Raw genomic sequence first — 19,427 nt, forward strand, 5'->3', positions numbered from 1 at the left:
CTTGAGCACTGGCGTACTCCTTCCTGCCGGTGTTCGAGCACCGGCCTCCGACATCGCTTTCAGTCGAAGGAAGGGTACGCCGCGTCTTTGTTCAAACCACGCATCCACAACTTCCGGTTATATCTCGTCCAAACGCGAGGCACGGCGATACGAATGACTCATGTGACGCGAATGATAAAGACTGCCCCAGGTCTGGTTGCCACCTGATGCGTGAGCATGCGTCCTCACCGAAAGGATGGTCACCATGCCAAAAGCGTTCTCCGCGGAGTTCCGCCGCGACGTCGTCGCCGTGGCACGCCGCAAGCAAGGCCGATGTCGCTCTCGGGCGCGCGCGAATCGGGAAGGGGGACTTGTGGGAACGCCGACGCGGCAGCTAACGGAGAACGGGGCACCGCAGCGACAGGAGGCCGTTGACGCTATGTCGAGGCTGACATATGCTTACGTCCGGTGAGCGATGAAAAGCCGCTGGTGTGGATGCACGGCGAGGTCAAGACGCCTCCGCTGTCTCGGCAAGCGCGGATCGAGACGGGTGTCTTGTTGCGTCGTCTCCAGCGGGGTGAGTCGCTCGGCCTTCCGCACGCGCGGCCGATGCCGGATGTTGGTCGCCGCTGCCACGAGTTGCGGGTGAACGATGCGAACGCAACGTGGAGGATCATCTACCGGATTGACAAGGACGCCATCGTGATAGCGGATGTGTTCAGCAAGAAGACGGCGAAGACGCCTTCGGCGGTCCTCGAGACCTGCCGACGTCGGCTTCGGGCGTACGACGCAGCGAGCAGGGGCAGGGAGACGTGATGCAAGCGAGCAAGAGGAAGAAGGTTGAGGCGGTCGGGTGGCGAGTCGGAGACGCGGCAGGCTTCTTGGAACTCAGTCCGGAAGAGGTCGCGTTCGTGGAGCTCAAGCTCGCGCTTGCCGACCACCTGCGCAAGATCAGGAACCGGCGCCGATGGACGCAATCAATGGTTGCCAAGCTCCTCGACTCAAGCCAATCGCGCGTCGCGAAGATGGAGGCGGCCGATCCGTCCGTCTCGATCGATCTGCTCGTGCGCGCTCTCTTGACACTCGGAGCAACGCGAAGTGAGGTCGGCCGGGTCATTGCTTCGCACGCCGCCTAACTCGGCGCCGACCGCTCGGCTGAGCCTCGGAAACCTGCTCGCAGGGACGATGTCCAGGACGGCGCGAAGGCTGGTGAAGGAGTGGGCCATCGCGCACACTGAGGAGTTAGAGGCTGACTGGGAACGCGCGCGTCTTGGCGAACCCCTGGAGCGAATCGAACCGCTGGAATAGGAGTCGAGGTGGATCTTCCACTCGTAACGAAAGCTGAATACCGGGGTGAGTACAAGATCAACCTCGCCTTCAACGATGGGACGGAAGCCGTGGTCGACTTTTCGGACTGGCTCGACGGGCCTGTCTTCCAACCGGTAAGGGATCAGGACTTCTTCAAGCGCTTCTTCATCGAGGCTGGGGCGATCGTCTGGCCGAATGGCGCCGACATTGCACCGGAGGCTCTGCATGAGCGCGCGAAGTCGATCGCCGCGGCATAGCTTGCGGCTTGAACCGACGCTCGCCCTGCGGGCTCACGCGGCTCAGCCGCCACACCGCTCGGCGGATGTTCGAGCGGTGAACTCCGAACCCTGCTACTCCCGGCACCGGCGGGATGCCTGGTGATCGAGGTACTCGTCCTGGGGTTGGTGTTCATGGTTCTCGGTGTCCTTGTCGTCTCCCATGCGGTCTACACCCTGAAAAGACGACCAAGGCGAGGCGAGGGTTGGTGGTGGGGCAGGCATCCGGTGCTCACGTTCTTCGCCGCTGGATGGCCGAATGGCTACGCGAGTCGCATCAGAGCTGCATGGCTCATCGTCTACGGTCTCGCCTTTGTTGCATTCGGCGCACGCCTCCTTGTTGCTGCCCTGGTGTGACGTCTCGAGATGCCCTCTCGGAGCGGCGACGCCTGCTTTCGGCGCGCGCGGATCTCAAGTCGTAAGCGAACCCGCGTCGGCCTTTGGTTCTCGGGTGGTCCAGGCGTCACATGTGACGCTTAGATCACACGAGAACGGAGCAGGGCGCGACGGCGCGCGGGGGTTGGATGCCGGGGACGCGCGCGGGGCCTACAGGCCGAAGCGGCGTTGGCGTTGTTGGTAGGCGCGCACCGCGCGCAAGAAGTCGATGCGGCGGAAGTCTGGCCAGTAGGGGTCGCAGAAGTAGAACTCGGAGTGCGCGCTTTGCCATAGCAGGAACCCCGACAGTCGCACTTCGCCCGAGGGGCGGATGATGAGGTCGGGGTCGGGGAGTCCGGCGGTGTAGAGGAACCGCGCGATCTCCTCGGGGGTGATGCGCTTGGCGGCCTCGGCGAGGTCGGCGCCGTCGTCGGCGTAACTCTCGAGCAGGCGCTTAGTCGCGTCGGCAATCTCTTGGCGGCCGCCGTAGCCGACGGCGACGTTCAAGACCGGGCCTTCGCGGCCTTCGGCTTGCGCGCGCGCCTCTTCCAAAACGCTTCGCGTGTGTTCGGGGAGCATCTCCAGAGCGCCGAGGGCTTGGAAGCGCCAGCGGCCGGCGCGCGCCAGATCGGTCACCTTCTCTTCGATCACGCGCAGCAACTCGCCGATCTCGTCGGGGTCGCGCCGCAGGTTCTCAGTCGAAAGCAACCAAAGGGTGACCACGGGGATATCCAGATCCGCGCACCAGCCGAGAAGTTCGTCGATCTTGGCGGCACCGCGGCGGTGTCCCTCGCTTGCGCTGGCATACCCCATGTCGCGCGCCCAGCGACGGTTTCCGTCCAGGATGACGCCCACGTGCCGGGGCAGCGTCCCGGCGCGCACCTCGGTTTCCAGTCGTCGCTCGTACGCGCGATACAGCAGGTCACGCGGTTTGTACGCCATTGGGAAGCAGCGTAGCACCGCGCCCGTTTCCGTCGAGGATCGACACGGTATGATTGCGCCCACTGTGGTCGACTCTTTGGAAACTATCGTCAACCTCTGCAAGCGCAGAGGGTTCATCTTCCCGTCGTCGGAGATCTACGGCGGGCTTCGCTCCACCTGGGACTACGGTCCGCTGGGCGTCGAGCTGAAGCGCAACGTCAAGAACGCGTGGTGGCGCCACATGGTGCAGAACCGAGCCGACGTCGTCGGTTTGGACGCTGCGATTTTGATGGCGCCGCGCACGTGGGAGGCCTCGGGGCACGTCGAGACGTTCAGCGATCCGCTGGTGGAATGCCTGTCTTGCCACCAGAGGTTCCGCGCCGACCACATCCCGGGCTTCCACGCTCCCCAGTCCGGGCACGAGGACGGCACCGCGACGGTGGACGCCGCCAAGGGCGGACGTTGTCCGAACTGCGGCGCCGCCAAGTTCACCGACCCTCGCAACTTCAACCTCATGTTCAAGACCTACATGGGCCCGGTTGAGGATGCGACGGCGATGGTGTGGCTGCGCCCCGAGACCGCGCAAGGGATCTTCGTCAACTTCGTGAACGTCCAACAGACCACGCGCAAGAAGGTTCCGTTCGGGATCGCGCAGGTCGGCAAGAGTTTCCGCAACGAAATCACGCCTGGGAACTTCGTCTACCGCACGCGCGAGTTCGAGCAGATGGAGATGGAGTTCTTCTGTAAGCCCGGCACCGACGAAGAGTGGCATCAGCACTGGATCGACCAGCGCCTCGCCTGGTACCACCACTACGGCATTCGCGAGGAGAACCTTCGCCTGCGCGAGCACGAAGCCGACGAGTTGTCGCACTACTCCAAGCGCACGGTGGACATCGAGTACCGGTTCCCGTTCACCGATTGGGGCGAGCTTGAGGGGATCGCGAACCGGACCGACTTCGACCTTCGGCGCCATCAGGAGTTCTCGGGCCAGGACCTGACTTACTTCGATCAGGAGCAGGAACAGCGCTACCACCCCTACGTCATCGAGCCGGCGGCCGGAGCCGACCGCGCGACGTTGGCGTTTCTGATCGACGCTTACGAAGAGGAGTTGGCTCCCAAGGCCGGTGGGGGAGAAGAGAAGCGGACGGTGCTGCGTCTGCATCCCGAGCTTGCGCCGTACAAGGTCGCCGTGCTGCCCCTGTCGCGGAACGAGAAGCTGGTCCCGGCCGCGCGCGAGGTGGCCGATGCGCTGCGCGCGCGCTGGATGATCGACTACGACGATGCTGGATCCATCGGCCGTCGCTACCGTCGCCAGGACGAGGTCGGGACCCCGTTCTGCGTGACGGTGGACTTCGATTCGCTCGAAGACCGCGCGGTCACCATCCGGGACCGCGACACCATGAAGCAAGAGCGCTTGCCGATTGCCGAGCTGGTCGCCCGCCTGGGCGAAAAGCTCCCCGTCTGACGTTTTGTGCGTGAACCCTGAAGCGGCCCTTTGGGCGGCCGTTCGATAGAGTTTGGCCTCGTCCTCACGTCCTGGAGATGGTGATCGCTATGCCCGCGAAGACCAGCAAGCCCGCTCGTGTATCGGCCCCGCGTCGTCCGAAGTATGTCTACGCCTTTGCGCAGGGAAACAAAGGCATGAAGGACCTGCTCGGAGGCAAGGGCGCAAACCTCGCCGAGATGACGCAGATCGGCTTGCCGGTCCCTCCGGGATTCACCATCACCACCGAGGCGTGCCGCGCCTACATGCACACAGGCGCGTACCCCGAAGGTCTCGCAGAGGAAGTCGAGCGGCACTTGCGCGCGCTGGAGAAGGCGATGGGCCGGCGCTTGGGCGACGCCGACGATCCGCTTCTGGTCAGCGTTCGCTCGGGCGCGAAGTTCTCGATGCCGGGAATGATGGACACCGTCTTGAACCTGGGACTCAACGACCAAAGCGTCAAGGGACTTGCGGCGCAGGCGAACAACGAGCGCTTCGCCCTGGACTCGTACCGGCGCTTTATCCAGATGTTCGGCCGCATCGTGATGGGCGCGTCGGGCGAGGCTTTCGAGCACGTGCTGGACGAGGCGAAGAAGCGCAAGGGCGTCGAGTCCGACACCGACCTCGACGCGGGAGACCTCGCCAAGGTCGTCGAGGCATTTCGAAAGATCGTGAAGAAAGAGACCGGACGCGAGTTCCCGCAAGACCCGCGCGAGCAGATGACGCTCGCGATCCTCGCGGTGTTTGATTCCTGGAACGGTGATCGCGCGCGCCTGTATCGCCGTCAGGAGAAGATCTCCGACGACCTCGGAACCGCGGTCAACATCGTGGCGATGGTCTTCGGAAACCTCGGCGACGACTCCGGTACCGGCGTCGCGTTCACGCGCAACCCGGCGTCGGGCGAGAAGGGCCTGTATGGCGACTACCTCGTGAACGCTCAGGGCGAGGACGTGGTCGCGGGTATTCGCAACACGCTGCCGTTGCAGGACCTCGAGAAGATCAACCCGAAGGCATTCAAGCAGTTGCTCGGCATCATGCGCACGCTCGAGAAGCACTACCGCGACATGTGCGACATCGAGTTCACCATCGAGCACGGCAAGTTGTGGATGTTGCAGACGCGCGTGGGCAAGCGCACTGCCGCCGCCGCCGTGCAGATCGCCGTGCACATGGTCCAGGAGCGACTGATCGACAAGTCCGAGGCCGTCGGTCGCGTGTCACCCGAGCAGGTCGATCAGTTGTTGCACCCGATGGTCGACGACGAGGCCAAGGGCCTCGTCGTGATCGGCAAGGGCCTGAACGCATCGCCGGGAGCCGCCGTCGGGGCCGCCGTCTTCGACGCCGTGCGCGCGGAGCAGCGCGCAGCCAAGGGCGAGAAGGTCATTCTGGTCCGGCGCGAGACCAATCCGGACGACCTCGGCGGGATGATTGCCGCGCAAGGAATCCTGACGTCGCGCGGAGGCAAGACCTCGCACGCCGCGGTAGTCGCGCGCGGCATGGGGACCCCCTGCATATGCGGCGCCGATGCGCTGGATGTGGACCTCAACGCGCGCTGTTTCACCGCCGGCGGAACGGTGGTCAAGGAAGGCGACGTTATCTCGATCGACGGGACGACCGGCAAGGTGTATCTGGGCTCGGTTCCCCTGAAGGAGCCGGAGGTCTCCGGTGGGTTCGCGCAGATCCTGGCGTGGGCCGACAAGATCCGGACGCTGAAGGTGCGCGCCAACGTCGACACGCCCGAGGACGCGCAGAAGGCGCGCGAGTTCGGTGCGGAAGGAATCGGCCTCGCTCGCACCGAGCACATGTTCCTGGGCGACCGTCGTCCGCTGGTCGAGAAGTTGATCCTCGCGGACACCGAGGAAGGCGAAGCCCAGGCGCTCGACGCATTGTTGCCGCTGCAGCGCGAGGACTTCTACGGGATCCTCAAGGCGATGGATGGGCTGCCGGTGACGATTCGTCTGCTCGATCCTCCGCTGCACGAGTTCCTTCCCGACCTGGTGTCGCTGTCATCGGAGATTGCCGTTGCAGAGGCAACGGGCAAGAAGGTCACCGCCGCCAAGCGAAAGGTGTTGCACGCGGTTGAGCGACTGCACGAGCAGAACCCGATGCTCGGGATGCGCGGTGTGCGCCTCGGTTTGATGAAGCCGGGCCTGTACGCGATGCAGGTGCGCGCCATCATGGAAGCGGCGTGCCGCCTGAAGTCCGAGAAGAAGGACCCCCGCGTAGAGATCATGATCCCACTCGTCGGTATCGCTGAGGAGATCCGGCGCACGCGCGACGAGGCCGATCTGGTTTGCAAGCAGGTGATCAAGGAGACCGGCGTCAAGGTCAAGTACATGCTCGGGACCATGATCGAGATCCCGCGCGCCACCACCGTCGCCGACGAGATCGCGCAGCACGCGGAGTTCTTCAGTTTCGGGACGAACGACCTCACCCAGATGACCTTCGGGTTCTCTCGCGACGATGTCGCCAAGATTCTGGACGTGTACGTCACCCACGGAGTGCTTGCCGAAGATCCCTTCACCACGCTCGACCGCGTCGGCGTCGGCAGCCTGATGCGCCTTGCGGTAGAGAAGGCGCGCGCAGTCCGTCCGAACATCAAGCTCGGGATCTGCGGCGAACACGGTGGAGATCCATCCTCGGTGGAGTTCTGCCATCAGATCGGACTCGACTACGTGAGTGCCTCTCCGTTCCGCGTTCCGATCGCGCGCCTTGCCGCAGCGCATGCGGTACTCGGCGGAGCGGAAGCTGCGTCGAAGTAGTCACTCGCCAAAGCGAAAGCGATAAAAGAGAACCCGCCAGATCCTGGTGGGTCCATAAAGTTGTGCGACTCGTTTCTCAATATGGTGCGTGCGCGCGACGATTCATCAGGCAAGATGCAGCTTCCGGCGCTGGGGCCTACCCTGAGTAGATCATGAGGATCGTCCACAGATTCGCCGTTCTGCGCACCCTCTTCTCGAAGAAGGACTTCCGCAGGCTTTGTATTTCTCAAGTTTTTGGCGGAACGGGTGAGTGGCTTGCCACGCTCGCGTTGCTCGCTCTGGTTTGGGACAAGACGCACTCCGCTTTTGCGTCGGGCATCGTCCTTGCGTTCCGGATCTTGCCGGCCGCCCTCGTTGGAGGGTTTCTCGGCGCACTCGTCGACAAGTTGGATCGTCGCAGAGTGCTCGTGGCATGCACGGCCGGGCGCGCGGTGATTTATGGGTCGCTGCCGTTCGTGTCGGACATCGCCCCGGTTCTTGGTCTGGCGTTGCTCGCGGAAATGGCAACCATCGGTTATGTCTCTGCGCGGGACGCAACGTTGCCTCGCCTCGTGCCTTCCGAGCATCTCGCGACGGCCAACGCAGTCTCGATGGGGTCTGCATTTGGGACGATGCCGGTTGGTTCCGCGATCTTCGCGGGGCTGACGTGGCTGCAAGCGCGCGTGATGAGCCCGGGCGTGGACCTCGCGCTGCTTACGGCCGCCGCGACGCTCGTCGCCGCGACGGTGCTGCTCGGCAGGATTCGTTCGGCAGCCGGGATCCCGCAGCGGGTGCCGGCGACCGCCGCGGACACGAGTGAGCCGGAGAACAAGATCCGGCTCCGTCAGGTCTTGCGAGAAGATCCCACGCTGCGCCGCGTCGTCGTTGGTGCGGTTATTGCGGCTTGCTGCGGTGGGTCGCTGCTCACGCTCGGTCTTGCGTATGTGAGAGGGACACTGCACGCCGGTCCTGCCGCGTACGGCGGCCTACTGACTTCTTTTTGCGCGGGCGCCCTCATCGGTACCGTTGCGGTTCAGCGCGCGCGCCGGGTGCTCCCCAAGATGTTCCACCTGGGCACCGGCGTGATGGGGCTCATTCTTCTGTCGATGGCGGTGTTCCCCTCGACGGTGGTCGGCTACGGCATGGGCTTGATCTTCGGAGCGGCTGCGGTCGTGACGATGCTTGGTGGAATCACGATCCTGCAGGATCGTGTCCACGACGCCGTGCGCGGGCGCGCATTTGCCGCCGCGCACGGGGGATTGCGGACGCTGGCAGTCGGCGTCGGTCTTCTCGCGGCTTGGGGAGCCAACGCGCTCGGCGCGGGCCGAGTGCTGTGGGCCATGGACGGCACGCAAGTAATGCTTGCCGCAGCCGGGCTCGTGCTGTTGCTCGCCGGTGCGGTGCTGCTCAGGCCCGCGCTGACCGCGCGCGCCTGAGCAGCACCCGCATTCCGACTACTTACAGGACCAGGACGGTCGCGGTGTTCGCCGGGGAAACCGGTTCTACGTTTCCGGCCGCGTCGATCCCGACCACGCTCACGGTGTAGTTGCCCGGGACCACGAAGAACGGATCCAGCGTGGGGGCCACGAAGGTCCAGTTCCAGGTCTTGGCCGAAGCCTTGTCGACCGGGAACCCGGTGGCGCGCGGGGTCTCGTAGGTCTTGACCTGTCCCAGCGGGTCCACCACGATCGCGCGAAGGCGAATCAGCGACGTTCCGGTGGTGTCGGCGCCTTCAACAGTGGTGCCGCTGAAGGTTCCGATGGAGTCCGGGAACCCGAATTGCGGCGAGGCCGGGTCCGGTTTCCCCGTCATCTGTGTGACCGGAGCCGTTTCGTCGATCTCGAACTGTCGCGTCAGGGTCGTGGTGTTGCCGTCGCGGTCGGAAACCCTCACCTTCAGAGTGTGAATGCCGGTCCCTACCCTGATCTGGTCGGCCGCGATGGTGATTCTCTCTGCCGGCCGGTCATAGGCGGTGACGATGCTGCTCTCGGCTATATATCCGCCGAGTGTTTGGCCGTCGAGCGTGATCGCGAGCGTCGACATGTCCAGGCCGATCTTCGCCGCGGTGGAGCCGAGCGTATCGCTCAGGAACGCGACGACGGGAATGGACTCGTTTCTTGCGTAGGCCCCGGAGGGAGACGAGAGCGCGATCTCGGGGCTCTGCGCCGGCGCCGGCGCCGTGTAGGCGAGGAAGACGTCCGTGTCGAGCTTGTCGGTGATCCGCGTGAAGTACACCTTCGACGGGTTGGTCCCGGCATCGACGACCTGCGGGTTCCAGATCGTGGTCGGAGCGTTCTTGCTGAACGCGTCCAGCAAGGCACTCGGCGTCACCGGGTTGGAAGCGTTCTTCGTGAAGACGAGTCCGTCACCGTAAGCGGTTCCGATCGAGAAGCACCCTGCGCGACCGTTCACGCTGTCGCCGTGCATGCAGGTGCTGGCTGGGCGCATTCCGCCCGAGTAGTACAGCTCCACCTTGCCGGCCCCCAGAACGCGCGCGTGGGCCAGCGTGGCCGCTTGCTCGTCCCAGGAGCCCGCGGCACCTGCCGTGAGGATGTAGGAGTCCATCCCGCGGAAAGCGGTGCCGTTGTCCGAGCCCGCGATGCCGACCGACTGCGCCCATTCGGGGTGATCGTCCGTCGGTCCGGTCGCGTCGTAGAGCATCACGTACTTGCAGCTCCACGGTGAGTACGGCGATGCCGTCGTGCACGAGCTGCTGCCCGAGGGCTGGAAGATGACGTCCGTGGGGCCGTACGACTGCGCCTTGAACGTTCCCGGTTCGATGAGATTCGTCGTCGTCTGAGTGATCGACTTGTCATCGGTCCAGGCAACCCCGTCGACCGACGTGGCCCGGTGAATCGACGAGATGTCCGAGAGCTCCTCGTCGGTCCCCGTGCGGTAGAAGATCTCGAAGGGAGTCTGCTGAGCGCCGGTGAAGACGACGTCGAAGAACTGTCCGTTGCCGTTCAGCAGGAACGGGCCCACGTTGTTGTCGGAGTCCTTCAGCGTTGCGGCGGACGGACTGGACCAGCGGAGTCCGTCGTCTCCGCCCGTCGCCATCGCGAGCTGGGTTACCTCGGCTCCGGTGGCGTCCGTCGTCTCGATGGCGCCCCAGGCGACGTACTTGGCGATCGGGCGCTGGACGCAGTATGGGGGGTCGCACACTTGGAACCGGACGTTGCTAAACAGGACGGTCCCGAGGCTGAAGTCCTCGATGACCGGCTCGCTGACGCCTGATCCGTTGCCGGCCTGGCGGATGAAGACATTGTCGGCCGGTTCTGCTGCGCTTCCGGTGACGGTTCCGGCTGCCCACGTCGTGGCAACGGCGAGGGTGATGAGCGCGCTGGTGTACTTGGACACCCTGCGTCGCATGAGTAGCCCCTTTCGCAAATACGTTTGAAGTCGGGTTTCTGCTTCCTTGTACGGTTCGACCGACGTAGCCCGTTTCCTCCCGCGCGCCCGGCTCTCGTATGGGGGAAACTGCCCGTCAATCCAGTAGAAAGGTACAAACCAGGTCGTCGGCGCGCGCGCTCCCGACTGCCCGAGTCCTGCGTTTTTCCCGTAGTTGACCTCGCCGGAGCCCGGCTCCTACCCTGGGGCACTCTTCGCGGCGCGCTGTCGGCGCGCGCCGATACGCTGATGATCGTTGGACTGGGAGCAGAAGACGCGTTGACCACGACGATCAGCGAGCGCACCGAACAAATCGAGGGAGACATCCTCGTCGCGTGGGCTTCGCGCGCGGCGGAGTCGAAGGGTCGTGAGCGGGCCGAGGGGCGGGACCCGCTGCGAACCTGCTACCAGCGCGACCGCGATCGGGTCCTGCACTGCAAGGCCTTCCGACGTCTCAAGCACAAGACCCAGGTCTTCATCGCTCCGATTGGGGACCACTACACGGTCCGGCTGACTCACACCCTGGAGGTCGCCCAGGTCGCCCGAACTATCGCGCGGGCGCTCCGGCTGAACGAAGACCTCACCGAGGCGATCGCGCTCGGCCACGACCTGGGGCATACGCCGTACGGCCACGTCGGCGAGGACGTGCTCTCCAGGTTGCTCGGCCGCGGTTTCAAGCACGCCGAACAGAGCCTGCGCGTCGTGGAGGTCTTGGAGTACGGCGGGCGAGGCCTCAACCTGACCTGGGAGGTTCGTGACGGAATCGTGGGTCACTCCTGGTCGCAGCCGCCGCCGGGAACGCTGGAAGCCTGGATCGTTCGATTCGCCGACAGGATCGCGTACTTGAACCACGACCTGGCCGACGGAATCCGCGCCGGACTGATTACGAAGGACGATATCCCCGCGGAGGTCTCTGACGTGCTCGGGCGCTCGCACGCCGAGCGGATCAACAAGTTGGTGATGGGTGTCGTGGAGGCGAGCGCCGGAACCGCCGTCGTTCAGATGGCTCCGGAGCCCTTGCGGGCGATGGAAGCGCTCCGCCGGTTCATGTTCGATCACGTGTACCTGGCTCCGCTCACGAGCGCCGATCGCGATCAGGCATCCGAGGTGATTGAGTCGCTGTTTCGCCATTACACGGCCAATCCCGACGCGCTTCCGTCGGAGTACAACTCGATTCCCGGTGACGGCCCGACGCGCGTCGCCGACTACGTCGCGGGGATGACCGACGGCTACGCCCTGCGGCGGTATCAGGAGTTGGCGGGCTGATGGCGGGTCGGATTCGCGACGAGGATCTCGAAGAGGTGCGTCGCCGGGCAAGCCTGATCGACATCGCGGCCGAGTACATGCAACTCAAGCGCGCAGGACGTTTGTACAAGGCGCTGTGCCCGTTCCACCCCGAGAAGACCCCATCGATGTCGCTGGATCCCGCAAAGGGGCTCTATCACTGCTTCGGGTGCGGCGAGGGCGGCGATGTCATCCATCTCGTGCGCAAGATCGACAACTTGTCGTTCGTCGAGGCCGTCGAGCATCTCGCGCGCCGCACCGGCGTCGATCTGCGCTACGAGCAATTGTCGGCTGCGGACCGTGAGGCGCAGAAGCGACGTCTGCGCTTGATCGACGCGCACCGCATCGCGATCGAGTTCTTCCACGCGACGCTGATGAAGGGCCCGGACTCGGAGGGCGCGCGCGCCTACCTCAAGGGCCGCGGCTTTGCGCGCGAGACGGTGGAGACTTTCGGAGTCGGGTTTTCGCTGCCGCGCCGGGAGGAGTTGAGCCGCCACCTTGCGCGCAAGGGCTTCTCCGAAGATGAGATTGTCGCGGCTGGTTTGGGAATGAAGGCGGACGGCGGCGGACTCGTGGATCGTTTCCGTGGGCGACTGATGTTCCCGATCTTCGACGTCACGGGCAACCCGGTCGCTTTCGGCGCGCGCCGCCTGGGTGAAGGTGACGGACCCAAGTACCTGAACTCCGCCGAGAGCCCGATCTACAAGAAGGCGCAGATCCTTTATGCGCTGAACGTCGGCAAGAGCGAGATCGTCAAGCAAGGGCGCGCGCTCGTCGTCGAGGGATACACCGACGTGATCGCCTTGCACCAAGCCGGCATCCGCGAGGCCGTCGCCACCTGCGGCACCGCCCTGGGTCTGGAGCACTTGCGCACGCTTCAGCGTTTCTCTCAGCAGGTCGTGCTGTCCCTGGACGCCGACGACGCCGGGGCAAATGCCGCTGAGCGCATGTACGACCAGTTGGTCGGCGATGCGCAGCAGATGGGTCTGACGGTGAAGGTGGTCTTGATGGCGGCCGGACAGGACCCGGCCGATGCGGTGCGCGCGCAAGGAGGGGATGCGTTTCGCGCGCTCGTCGACGATGCGGTGCCGCTGCTGGAGTTCGTCTTGCGACGCGAGGCCGACCGGTACGCGGTCGGCGACCCCGAGGTGCGCGCGCGCGCCCTGTCCTCGGGTCTGCGGCTGCTGGCCAAGACCGACAACGAGGTCGTTCGGACCGAGTACGCGCGGCGTCTGTCGGACTGGATCAAGGTGGACCCGCACATCATCTTCGTCGAGCTTGAGAAGGTCGTGCGCACCGGTGTCGTTCCGCGGGCCACGAGCGACGCCGTGCTGAAGCGTTCGAGCGCGCAAGTCCGACTGGAGCGTGAAGCGCTGAAGATCGCCATCCAACACCCGCCGTTGGTGAAGGACCGGATTGATGATCTCTCGGACGAGCATCTCTCGGTTCCCGTTCACCGAGCCATCTGGAAATCCATCGTTGCCGGTGACGCGCCGGAATCGCTCCCGGACGATGACGCGCGGCGGGCCTACACCGAACTCGCCGTGCAGCCGCCGGCCGGGGAGGTGACCGAGCGGCTTATTGTGGAGATCTTCTTGCGCCTGAAGGAATCCGCGCTGCAACGGCAAATCGATGAGATGAAGGCAGCGCTGCAGCGGATCAATCCGATCGATCGCCACGAGGAATACGAAGCAAAGTTCACCGAGTTGATCGATCTCGAACGCGTGAAGAGAAGTCTGAGCGCGGCGGAGGGGGAGGAGCGGTGACGACGAGGCTTGTGGGCGAGCAGCCGCCGCGGGACGTAGACGAACTCGTCGCGCAGTCGCGCAAGCGCGGTTTCGTCACTCCCGACGAGATCGATCGGCTGTTCGTTGCCGCCGAGCCGACTCCTGAGGTTCTCGACGCCGTCTACGCTGCGTTGCATCGGGCCGGGATCGAGATCCTGGAGGAGGACGACGACGACGTGTCCGGCGACGGAATGGTCACCGCCGTCGTGGATGACGGCCCCGGACAGACGGCGGACCCGGTCCGCATGTACCTGAAGACGATCGGCAAAGTTCGGTTGCTGACCGGCGCCGACGAGGTCTTGCTCGCCAAGAAGATCGAGGCGGGCCTGGAGGCGGAGGATCTTGTCGGTCACCGACCTCCGCCCGGCACAGCGCGGCTGCGAGAGCTGCTGGAGAAGGCCGACCTTCCCGAGGAGCGAACGCGTCTCGACCGCGGTGCCGGCCCGGATCTGATCGGTGAACTGCTCCGTCATGTCGAGCGCGAAGGCCAGGTGGCGCGCAAACGCCTCATCGAGGCGAACCTGCGCCTGGTGGTGTCGATCGCGAAGCGGTACGTGGGGCGCGGGATGCTGTTCCTGGACCTCATCCAAGAGGGCAACCTCGGGCTGATTCGCGCGGTGGAGAAGTTCGATTACGCGCGGGGATACAAGTTCTCGACATACGCGACGTGGTGGATTCGCCAAGCAATCACGCGCGCGATCGCCGACCAAGCACGCACGATTCGTATCCCGGTGCACATGGTCGAGACCATCAATCGTCTGGTGCGGGTCCAGCGATCCCTGATGCACGGACTCAACCGCGAACCGACTCCTGAGGAGATCGCGCGGGAGATGGACATGACTCCCGAACGTGTGCGCGAGATCCAGAAGATCAGCCAGGAACCGGTTTCGCTCGAGATCTCCGTCGGGTCCGAAGATGACGCGCACCTTGGCGACTTCATCGAGGATTCGGACGCGATCGTGCCGGTGGACGCCGCGAGCTTCATTCTGCTTCAGGAGCACCTGGAGAGCGTCATGGGAGTGCTGTCCGACCGCGAACGCAAAGTGATCGAGTTGCGCTTCGGACTAAACGACGGGCACTTGCGCACGCTGGAGGAAGTCGGCCGCGAATTCGGGGTTACCCGAGAGCGCATCCGACAGATCGAAGCCAAGACGCTTTCGAAGTTGCGCCATCCGTCGCGCGCCCAGAAGCTCCGCGACTATCTGGATTAGTGCGAAACAGAACGAGCGGCTCTCGGCCGCTCGTTCTGTTTCGTGACGACGCTAGTACGAAGAACAGCGGAGGTCGAGCATCTCGTCCGCGGGATCATCTTCGGGCGGAACGTCGACAACCAGTTCCTGTTTCGATAGCGGGATCACCGCAATGATCTTGCGCGCGAGTTCGGGTGTGACCGGGTTGTGCCAGCGGAACTTGCCGATCCGGATCTCCATCATGCCCCTCCGACTCCGCGACGGTGCGGTTGGTTACCGCCCCTACCACCCGGACGCGATCACCTTAAGCACTTACCCGCCGGTAGGGCAGGGGGTACCGGCGGGTAAGTTACGGCGGGGCCGGCGTCGGGTCGTGGAGGCGCTGGTATACTCGCCCGCGTTGTTCCGGGGTAGCTCAATTGGCAGAGCAGGCGGCTGTCGGAGGCAGCCCCGAGGGGAAACCCTCGGGTGAAAACCGGGTGAACTGCGGGAACCCTACGTTTCGCTTCGGCGAGATACGGCAATCCGCAGCCAAGCCTTCGGTGTCCAAAGCCGGAGGAAGGTTCAGAGACTAAGCGCCCGGCACCCACCCCCGCGCGAGCGGGAGGGTGATGAGATAGTCCACCCCCGTCGGAAACGGCGGGACGAGGTGTAACCGCAAGGTCGTGGGTTCGAGTCCCACCCCCGGAGCTACGAGGCCCGCTACGGCGGGCCTCGTCCTATTTGGGCGGCAGGTCCAGAAGTCGTTCGTTCTCGCCTGTGTCGGCTGTGGTCCGCAGGTAGGGTTCGTGCCCGCAGCGGGCGCATTTCCCGACGCTCACCTCGGCCTGCTCGCCGTCTACCACCGCGACGAACTTCTCTCCAAGGGCGATGCGCTGCGCGACGCGAGGGATGTCGATCATGATCGGCTCGTCGGGTAGATGGGGCGAGAGGTACCCGACGAGGTCGATGTGGTGGTGGGTTTGGTCGTCGGCGGCTACGAGGCGAACTGCGGCAATCTCCAGCACGGCATCCTCCCTACGACTCCGGGGAGAAAGCCTAGCGAGTCCGATCGGAGAAGCGCGAAACGTGGGCGGGGCGCGCGCCGGGTAACATCCCCTGGTCGTCTGATTTGGAGGATCTGGTGCCGTCCGGAACACGATTGGGACCCGCGGAGCGCGCGGCCTCGCTTGCCCGCTTGAACTCAGAGGTCTTCGACGTTGTCGTGGTCGGCGGCGGTGTGGTCGGGGCCGGGGCCGCGCTGGACGCCGCGACTCGTGGGTTGTCGGTAGGTCTGCTCGAGATGCGAGACATCGCCGCGGGAACCTCCAGCAGGTCGAGCAAGCTGATCCATGGCGGGCTGCGCTACTTGGAGCAGTTTGAGTTCGGCCTTGTCCGCGAGGCTCTGCGGGAGCGCAGTTTGCTCCTTACGCGTCTGGCTCCGCACTTGGTTCGACCTATCTCGTTCCTGTATCCGTTGCAACACCGCTGGGAGCGCCCGTACGTCGGCGCTGGATTGCTGCTGTACGACACGCTCGGCGGCGCGCGCGCGCTTCCGCGCCATCGTCACCTGTCGCGCGCGCGCGCCCTTCGGTCCGCCCCGGGCCTGCGCTCCGACGCGCTGGTCGGGGCCGTTCGCTACTACGACGCCTCGGTGGACGACGCTCGATTCACCGTCGCGCTCGCGCGCACCGCCGCTGCACACGGTGCCGCCGTCGCGACGCGCACCGAGGTCACCGGTTTTCTGCGCGAGGGCGAGCACGTAGTCGGCGTGCACGCCGTGGATCTCGAGACCGGCGCGAAGATCGAAGTGCGCGCGCGCCAGGTGCTGAACGCGACCGGCGTGTGGACCGACGACGTGCAGCGCTTGGTCACCGAGCGCGGGACGTTGCGGGTGCGCGCGTCCAAGGGGATTCACTTGGTCGTGCCGCGCGATAGGTTCCACTCGGACACCGGATTGATCATGCGCACGGAAAAGAGCGTGCTGTTTGTGATTCCGTGGGGGCGGCACTGGATCATCGGCACCACCGACACCGAGTGGAACCTCGACAAGGCGCACCCGGCCGCGAGCAGTGCCGACATCGACTACATCCTCGAGCACGTGAACCGTGTCTTCGCGACGCCGCTTACGCGCGAGGATGTCGAGGGTGTGTTCGCAGGTCTGCGACCGTTGCTCTCGGGCGAGTCGGAGGCGACCAGCCGATTGTCGCGCGAGCACCGCGTCGCGCATCCGGTCCCGGGTCTCGCGGTGATTGCCGGAGGGAAGTTCACGACCTATCGAGTGATGGCCAAGGACTTGGTGGACGCGGCTGCGCGCTCGCTCGGCGTGAACGTGCCCGAGTCGTGCACGGAAGACGTCCCGCTCGTCGGCGCTGAGGGTTTCCGCGCCGTGTGGAACGAACGACGTCGCATCGCGCGCGCGCACGACCTGCACGTTGCGCGCGTCGAGCATTTGCTTGGTCGCTACGGGACGGCGATCGACGAAGTGCTCGCGCTTGCGCTGGAGCGACCCGAACTACGTGAGCCGATCTCCGGCGCGCCCGACTATCTGTGCGTCGAGGCGGTGTATGCGGCGAGCCATGAGGGCGCGCGCCACTTAGAGGACGTGCTCACCCGGCGCACGCGGATCTCGGTCGAAACCTGGGACCGCGGCGTGGAGTGCGCCGAACCAGTGGCGCACTTGATTGCTCCGGTGCTTGGCTGGGGTGATGAGCAGATCGAGCGCGAAGTGCGCGCGTACTTGTTGCGAGTTGCCGCTGAACGCGAGTCCCAGGCCGAGCCCGACGACCACACCGCCGACGCTGCGCGCCTGGGCGCGCCCGACGTGGTTCCGGTGGTCCCGACCGAGCGGGATTAGGCGCGCGGGCGCCGGCGCGCGCGCAGCATGTGGACGAACCCACCCACGAGCATGACCAGACCGACCGCCAGGGTGGCAAACACCGTCACCCGATGCGCTGCCGCGTTGATCGGCCCGCAGGAGCTGCACGCCGGCACCACGATCAGGGTTCGCAGCGAGGTCCCCACCATGAACAACCCTGCGACGATCGCCAGGATTGCACCGGAGGTGGCGGCGCGCGCGGGTGTCTTCCCTTCCATGGGCCGCAACGATACGGCACCGGGGTGGATCCCGGCGCGCGCTGATAGTCTGGCGACCGAGCAGGGCCCGTAGCTCAAGTGGTCAGAGCAGCGGACTCATAATCCGTTGGTTCCAGGTTCGAGCCCTGGCGGGCCCACTGATCTGATAAGAAACCGGCGTAGTTCGAACTCCAGGGTCAACCGAAGTACAAGGAGTCTGGGGTATCGCACCGGTGTCATCGAAGCGGGTTGCGTTCGGGCTTTCGTGATCGTGACAAGGAGATCCAGGCCCTGGTCCTAGGTGAGTCGCCGTGCTCAGACGTGTCCATTGTGAAGGTGTCCGCGTTACCGGGGGAAGCTCACTGGTGCACTGTTTGCGATTAGGTTGGTGCACAATTCATGATCGCCTAAATTTGCCACCCATTTCACCTGCGACTAGTCATTTATCGGGGCGTCTGTAGTGAGTTCTCTTCAGAACGGGTGAGGCCCGGTCGATACGCCTGAGTAAGGGGGCCGTTCGTCGAAGAGGGGATTGATGATCTTGGGACGGTTCGCACGGCGCTCAGGGACATCCGCGCTCCTAGCGTTCGCGCTCCTGCTGTTTCCGGTGACGGCGTCGCATGCCAGAGCCCAGACCGCTGCCAACGCGGAACGGCAGATGTTCGGTTACGTCAGCACGGTTCGTGCGAACTACGGCAAGCGCGCGGTTGTGCTCAGCACAGGGCTGTCGGATGTCGCTCGGCGGCACAGCCGCGCGATGCGTGACAGGGGTCGGATCTACCACAGCAACCTGCCGTATCTGATCCGCTCGTACAGCTGGACGCGCGCGGGAGAGAACGTCGGCCGCGGCCCGACCGTGCTTGCCATCCATCGCGCTTTCTGGTCCTCATCCACGCATCGCGCGGTTCTGCTCAACTCATACTGGCGTAAGGCGGGGATCGGCGTCGTATGGAACGGCTCGACCGCATACGTCACCGAGATCTTCACCAACTAGCGCGCGCGTATCGGCACCGAGGTGATGGTCTCCGGGGGAAGCAGGTCACCCCACACGACCAGGCGCTGGCGTGAGGTGAACTTGGGCGTGCACGTCGTCAAGGCGAGGCGCGCGCGCGCCGTGGAGGACGGATCGCCGCGCAGCACCCAGACGTCATCGGGACCGACCACGGTCGAGTCGGTTATGCGGTAGCGAAGCGCTCCGCTCTGATCGATGAGCGTCACGACGTCGCCGCGGAGGACGCGGTTCAGGTCAAGGAACGGCGAGCCCCACCCGTTGCGGTGCGCGGCGATCGCGATGACGCCGTCCTGACCGGGGAACGCAGCGCCGGGGTAATGGCCGGGTCCCTTCGCCAAGCTCTTCTCGCTGATGCCTTCCACCACGATCAGATCCAGATCGATCGAGGGAATCTTCAGGCGTGCCACGGTAGCGCCTTCCTTGACGGTGGATGGCGCAGGGGCAGCGTCGGTGTGGACGACGGGAAGCGACGACGGGAATCTGTGCGCCAGCGCGCGCTGACTCGCGCGCGCTGACCTATCCGAGCCGACCACTTTCGCGACCTGCGCACCAGCCAGGATGATCGATGCTGCGAAGAGCAGGGTGGACAGGCGGCGGGCAGCGACCCGCGCATTCACGCGTGGGTCGCTTGGTG

Annotated in this window: 19 protein-coding genes and 1 tRNA gene; 14 read left to right on the plus strand and 6 right to left on the minus strand. The window is 65.0% G+C overall.

Features of this window, described 5'->3' with window-relative positions; all coding sequences use genetic code 11:
* Positions 1-447 precede the first annotated feature (447 nt).
* The 5 genes from WDA27_03280 (at position 448) to WDA27_03300 (ending at position 1,919) form a co-directional block, all read left to right on the plus strand.
* The gene (locus tag WDA27_03280; protein ID MFA5889968.1) at positions 448-795 is read left to right on the plus strand and encodes a type II toxin-antitoxin system RelE/ParE family toxin; all 348 of its coding nucleotides are present in this window, start codon (positions 448-450) and stop codon (positions 793-795) included.
* Positions 795-1,115 (plus strand): helix-turn-helix domain-containing protein, encoded by a 321-nt coding sequence (locus tag WDA27_03285; GenBank protein ID MFA5889969.1) that lies wholly within the window; start codon positions 795-797, stop codon positions 1,113-1,115. Before WDA27_03280 ends, WDA27_03285 begins: the two co-directional genes overlap by 1 nt.
* Entirely contained in the window at positions 1,078-1,287 is a 210-nt protein-coding gene (locus tag WDA27_03290; protein ID MFA5889970.1) for a DUF4160 domain-containing protein, read from the plus strand. The genes WDA27_03285 and WDA27_03290 overlap by 38 nt, the downstream gene beginning before the upstream one ends.
* Positions 1,288-1,295: 8 nt before the next feature.
* Complete coding sequence (locus WDA27_03295; GenBank protein MFA5889971.1) at positions 1,296-1,544, plus strand: DUF2442 domain-containing protein; 249 nt, start codon at positions 1,296-1,298, stop codon at positions 1,542-1,544.
* 120 nt (positions 1,545-1,664) lie between these two features.
* Positions 1,665-1,919: a hypothetical protein gene (locus tag WDA27_03300; protein MFA5889972.1), complete on the plus strand. Its 255-nt coding sequence runs from the start codon at positions 1,665-1,667 to the stop codon at positions 1,917-1,919.
* Between the two features lie 189 nt (positions 1,920-2,108).
* Here the strand turns inward: WDA27_03300 and uppS are convergent, their stop codons facing one another.
* Positions 2,109-2,879, minus strand: coding sequence for a polyprenyl diphosphate synthase (uppS, locus tag WDA27_03305; GenBank protein MFA5889973.1), 771 nt, complete (start codon positions 2,877-2,879; stop codon positions 2,109-2,111).
* 49 nt (positions 2,880-2,928) lie between these two features.
* On the opposite strand from uppS, the gene WDA27_03310 reads away from it, so the two are divergent.
* The 3 genes from WDA27_03310 (at position 2,929) to WDA27_03320 (ending at position 8,515) form a co-directional block, all read left to right on the plus strand.
* Positions 2,929-4,323, plus strand: a complete 1,395-nt coding sequence (locus tag WDA27_03310) for a glycine--tRNA ligase (protein ID MFA5889974.1) — start codon at positions 2,929-2,931, stop codon at positions 4,321-4,323.
* An 89-nt stretch (positions 4,324-4,412) separates the two neighbouring features.
* Positions 4,413-7,100: a pyruvate, phosphate dikinase gene (ppdK, locus tag WDA27_03315; GenBank protein MFA5889975.1), complete on the plus strand. Its 2,688-nt coding sequence runs from the start codon at positions 4,413-4,415 to the stop codon at positions 7,098-7,100.
* 152 nt (positions 7,101-7,252) lie between these two features.
* Positions 7,253-8,515 carry an MFS transporter gene (locus tag WDA27_03320; GenBank protein MFA5889976.1) on the plus strand — a complete coding sequence of 421 codons (1,263 nt, stop codon included), beginning with the start codon at positions 7,253-7,255 and terminating at the stop codon, positions 8,513-8,515.
* Positions 8,516-8,537: 22 nt separating this feature from the next.
* Here WDA27_03320 and WDA27_03325 read toward each other — a convergent pair whose 3' ends face one another.
* Positions 8,538-10,448, minus strand: a complete 1,911-nt coding sequence (locus WDA27_03325) for a hypothetical protein (GenBank protein ID MFA5889977.1) — start codon at positions 10,446-10,448, stop codon at positions 8,538-8,540.
* A gap of 267 nt (positions 10,449-10,715) precedes the next feature.
* Here WDA27_03325 and WDA27_03330 point away from each other — a divergent pair, with 267 nt between their 5' ends.
* The 3 genes from WDA27_03330 to rpoD are packed head-to-tail and all read left to right on the plus strand — an operon-like array spanning position 10,716 to position 14,748.
* Positions 10,716-11,732: a deoxyguanosinetriphosphate triphosphohydrolase gene (locus WDA27_03330; GenBank protein ID MFA5889978.1), complete on the plus strand. Its 1,017-nt coding sequence runs from the start codon at positions 10,716-10,718 to the stop codon at positions 11,730-11,732.
* On the plus strand, positions 11,732-13,516 hold the full coding sequence (gene dnaG / locus WDA27_03335; protein ID MFA5889979.1) for a DNA primase: 1,785 nt from the start codon (positions 11,732-11,734) through the stop codon (positions 13,514-13,516). The genes WDA27_03330 and dnaG overlap by 1 nt, the downstream gene beginning before the upstream one ends.
* Positions 13,513-14,748: an RNA polymerase sigma factor RpoD gene (gene rpoD, locus WDA27_03340; protein MFA5889980.1), complete on the plus strand. Its 1,236-nt coding sequence runs from the start codon at positions 13,513-13,515 to the stop codon at positions 14,746-14,748. Before dnaG ends, rpoD begins: the two co-directional genes overlap by 4 nt.
* Before the next feature lie 51 nt (positions 14,749-14,799).
* On the opposite strand, the gene WDA27_03345 is transcribed toward rpoD, so the two are convergent.
* Together WDA27_03345 and WDA27_03350 are read right to left on the minus strand one after the other, a co-directional pair.
* On the minus strand, positions 14,800-14,970 hold the full coding sequence (locus WDA27_03345) for a hypothetical protein (GenBank protein ID MFA5889981.1): 171 nt from the start codon (positions 14,968-14,970) through the stop codon (positions 14,800-14,802).
* Between the two features lie 476 nt (positions 14,971-15,446).
* A complete protein-coding gene (locus WDA27_03350; protein MFA5889982.1) occupies positions 15,447-15,734 on the minus strand; it encodes a hypothetical protein in 288 nt (95 codons plus the stop codon).
* Positions 15,735-15,850: 116 nt separating this feature from the next.
* Between WDA27_03350 and glpD the strand changes: the two genes are divergently transcribed.
* Positions 15,851-17,563 (plus strand): glycerol-3-phosphate dehydrogenase, encoded by a 1,713-nt coding sequence (gene glpD / locus WDA27_03355; GenBank protein MFA5889983.1) that lies wholly within the window; start codon positions 15,851-15,853, stop codon positions 17,561-17,563.
* Here glpD and WDA27_03360 read toward each other — a convergent pair.
* Positions 17,560-17,802, minus strand: a complete 243-nt coding sequence (locus WDA27_03360) for a hypothetical protein (GenBank protein MFA5889984.1) — start codon at positions 17,800-17,802, stop codon at positions 17,560-17,562. The two genes, glpD and WDA27_03360, sit on opposite strands and share 4 nt — an antisense overlap.
* A gap of 63 nt (positions 17,803-17,865) precedes the next feature.
* Between WDA27_03360 and WDA27_03365 the strand changes: the two genes are divergently transcribed.
* Positions 17,866-17,939 (plus strand) — tRNA-Ile (locus WDA27_03365).
* A gap of 377 nt (positions 17,940-18,316) precedes the next feature.
* A complete protein-coding gene (locus tag WDA27_03370) occupies positions 18,317-18,775 on the plus strand; it encodes a CAP domain-containing protein (GenBank protein MFA5889985.1) in 459 nt (152 codons plus the stop codon).
* Here WDA27_03370 and WDA27_03375 read toward each other — a convergent pair.
* The gene (locus WDA27_03375) at positions 18,772-19,410 is read right to left on the minus strand and encodes a class E sortase (protein MFA5889986.1); all 639 of its coding nucleotides are present in this window, start codon (positions 19,408-19,410) and stop codon (positions 18,772-18,774) included. The genes WDA27_03370 and WDA27_03375 overlap by 4 nt on opposite strands.
* Positions 19,411-19,427: the final 17 nt, after the last annotated feature.

Source organism: Actinomycetota bacterium, from assembly GCA_041658565.1.
Lineage (GTDB): Bacteria > Actinomycetota > AC-67 > AC-67 > AC-67 > JBAZZY01.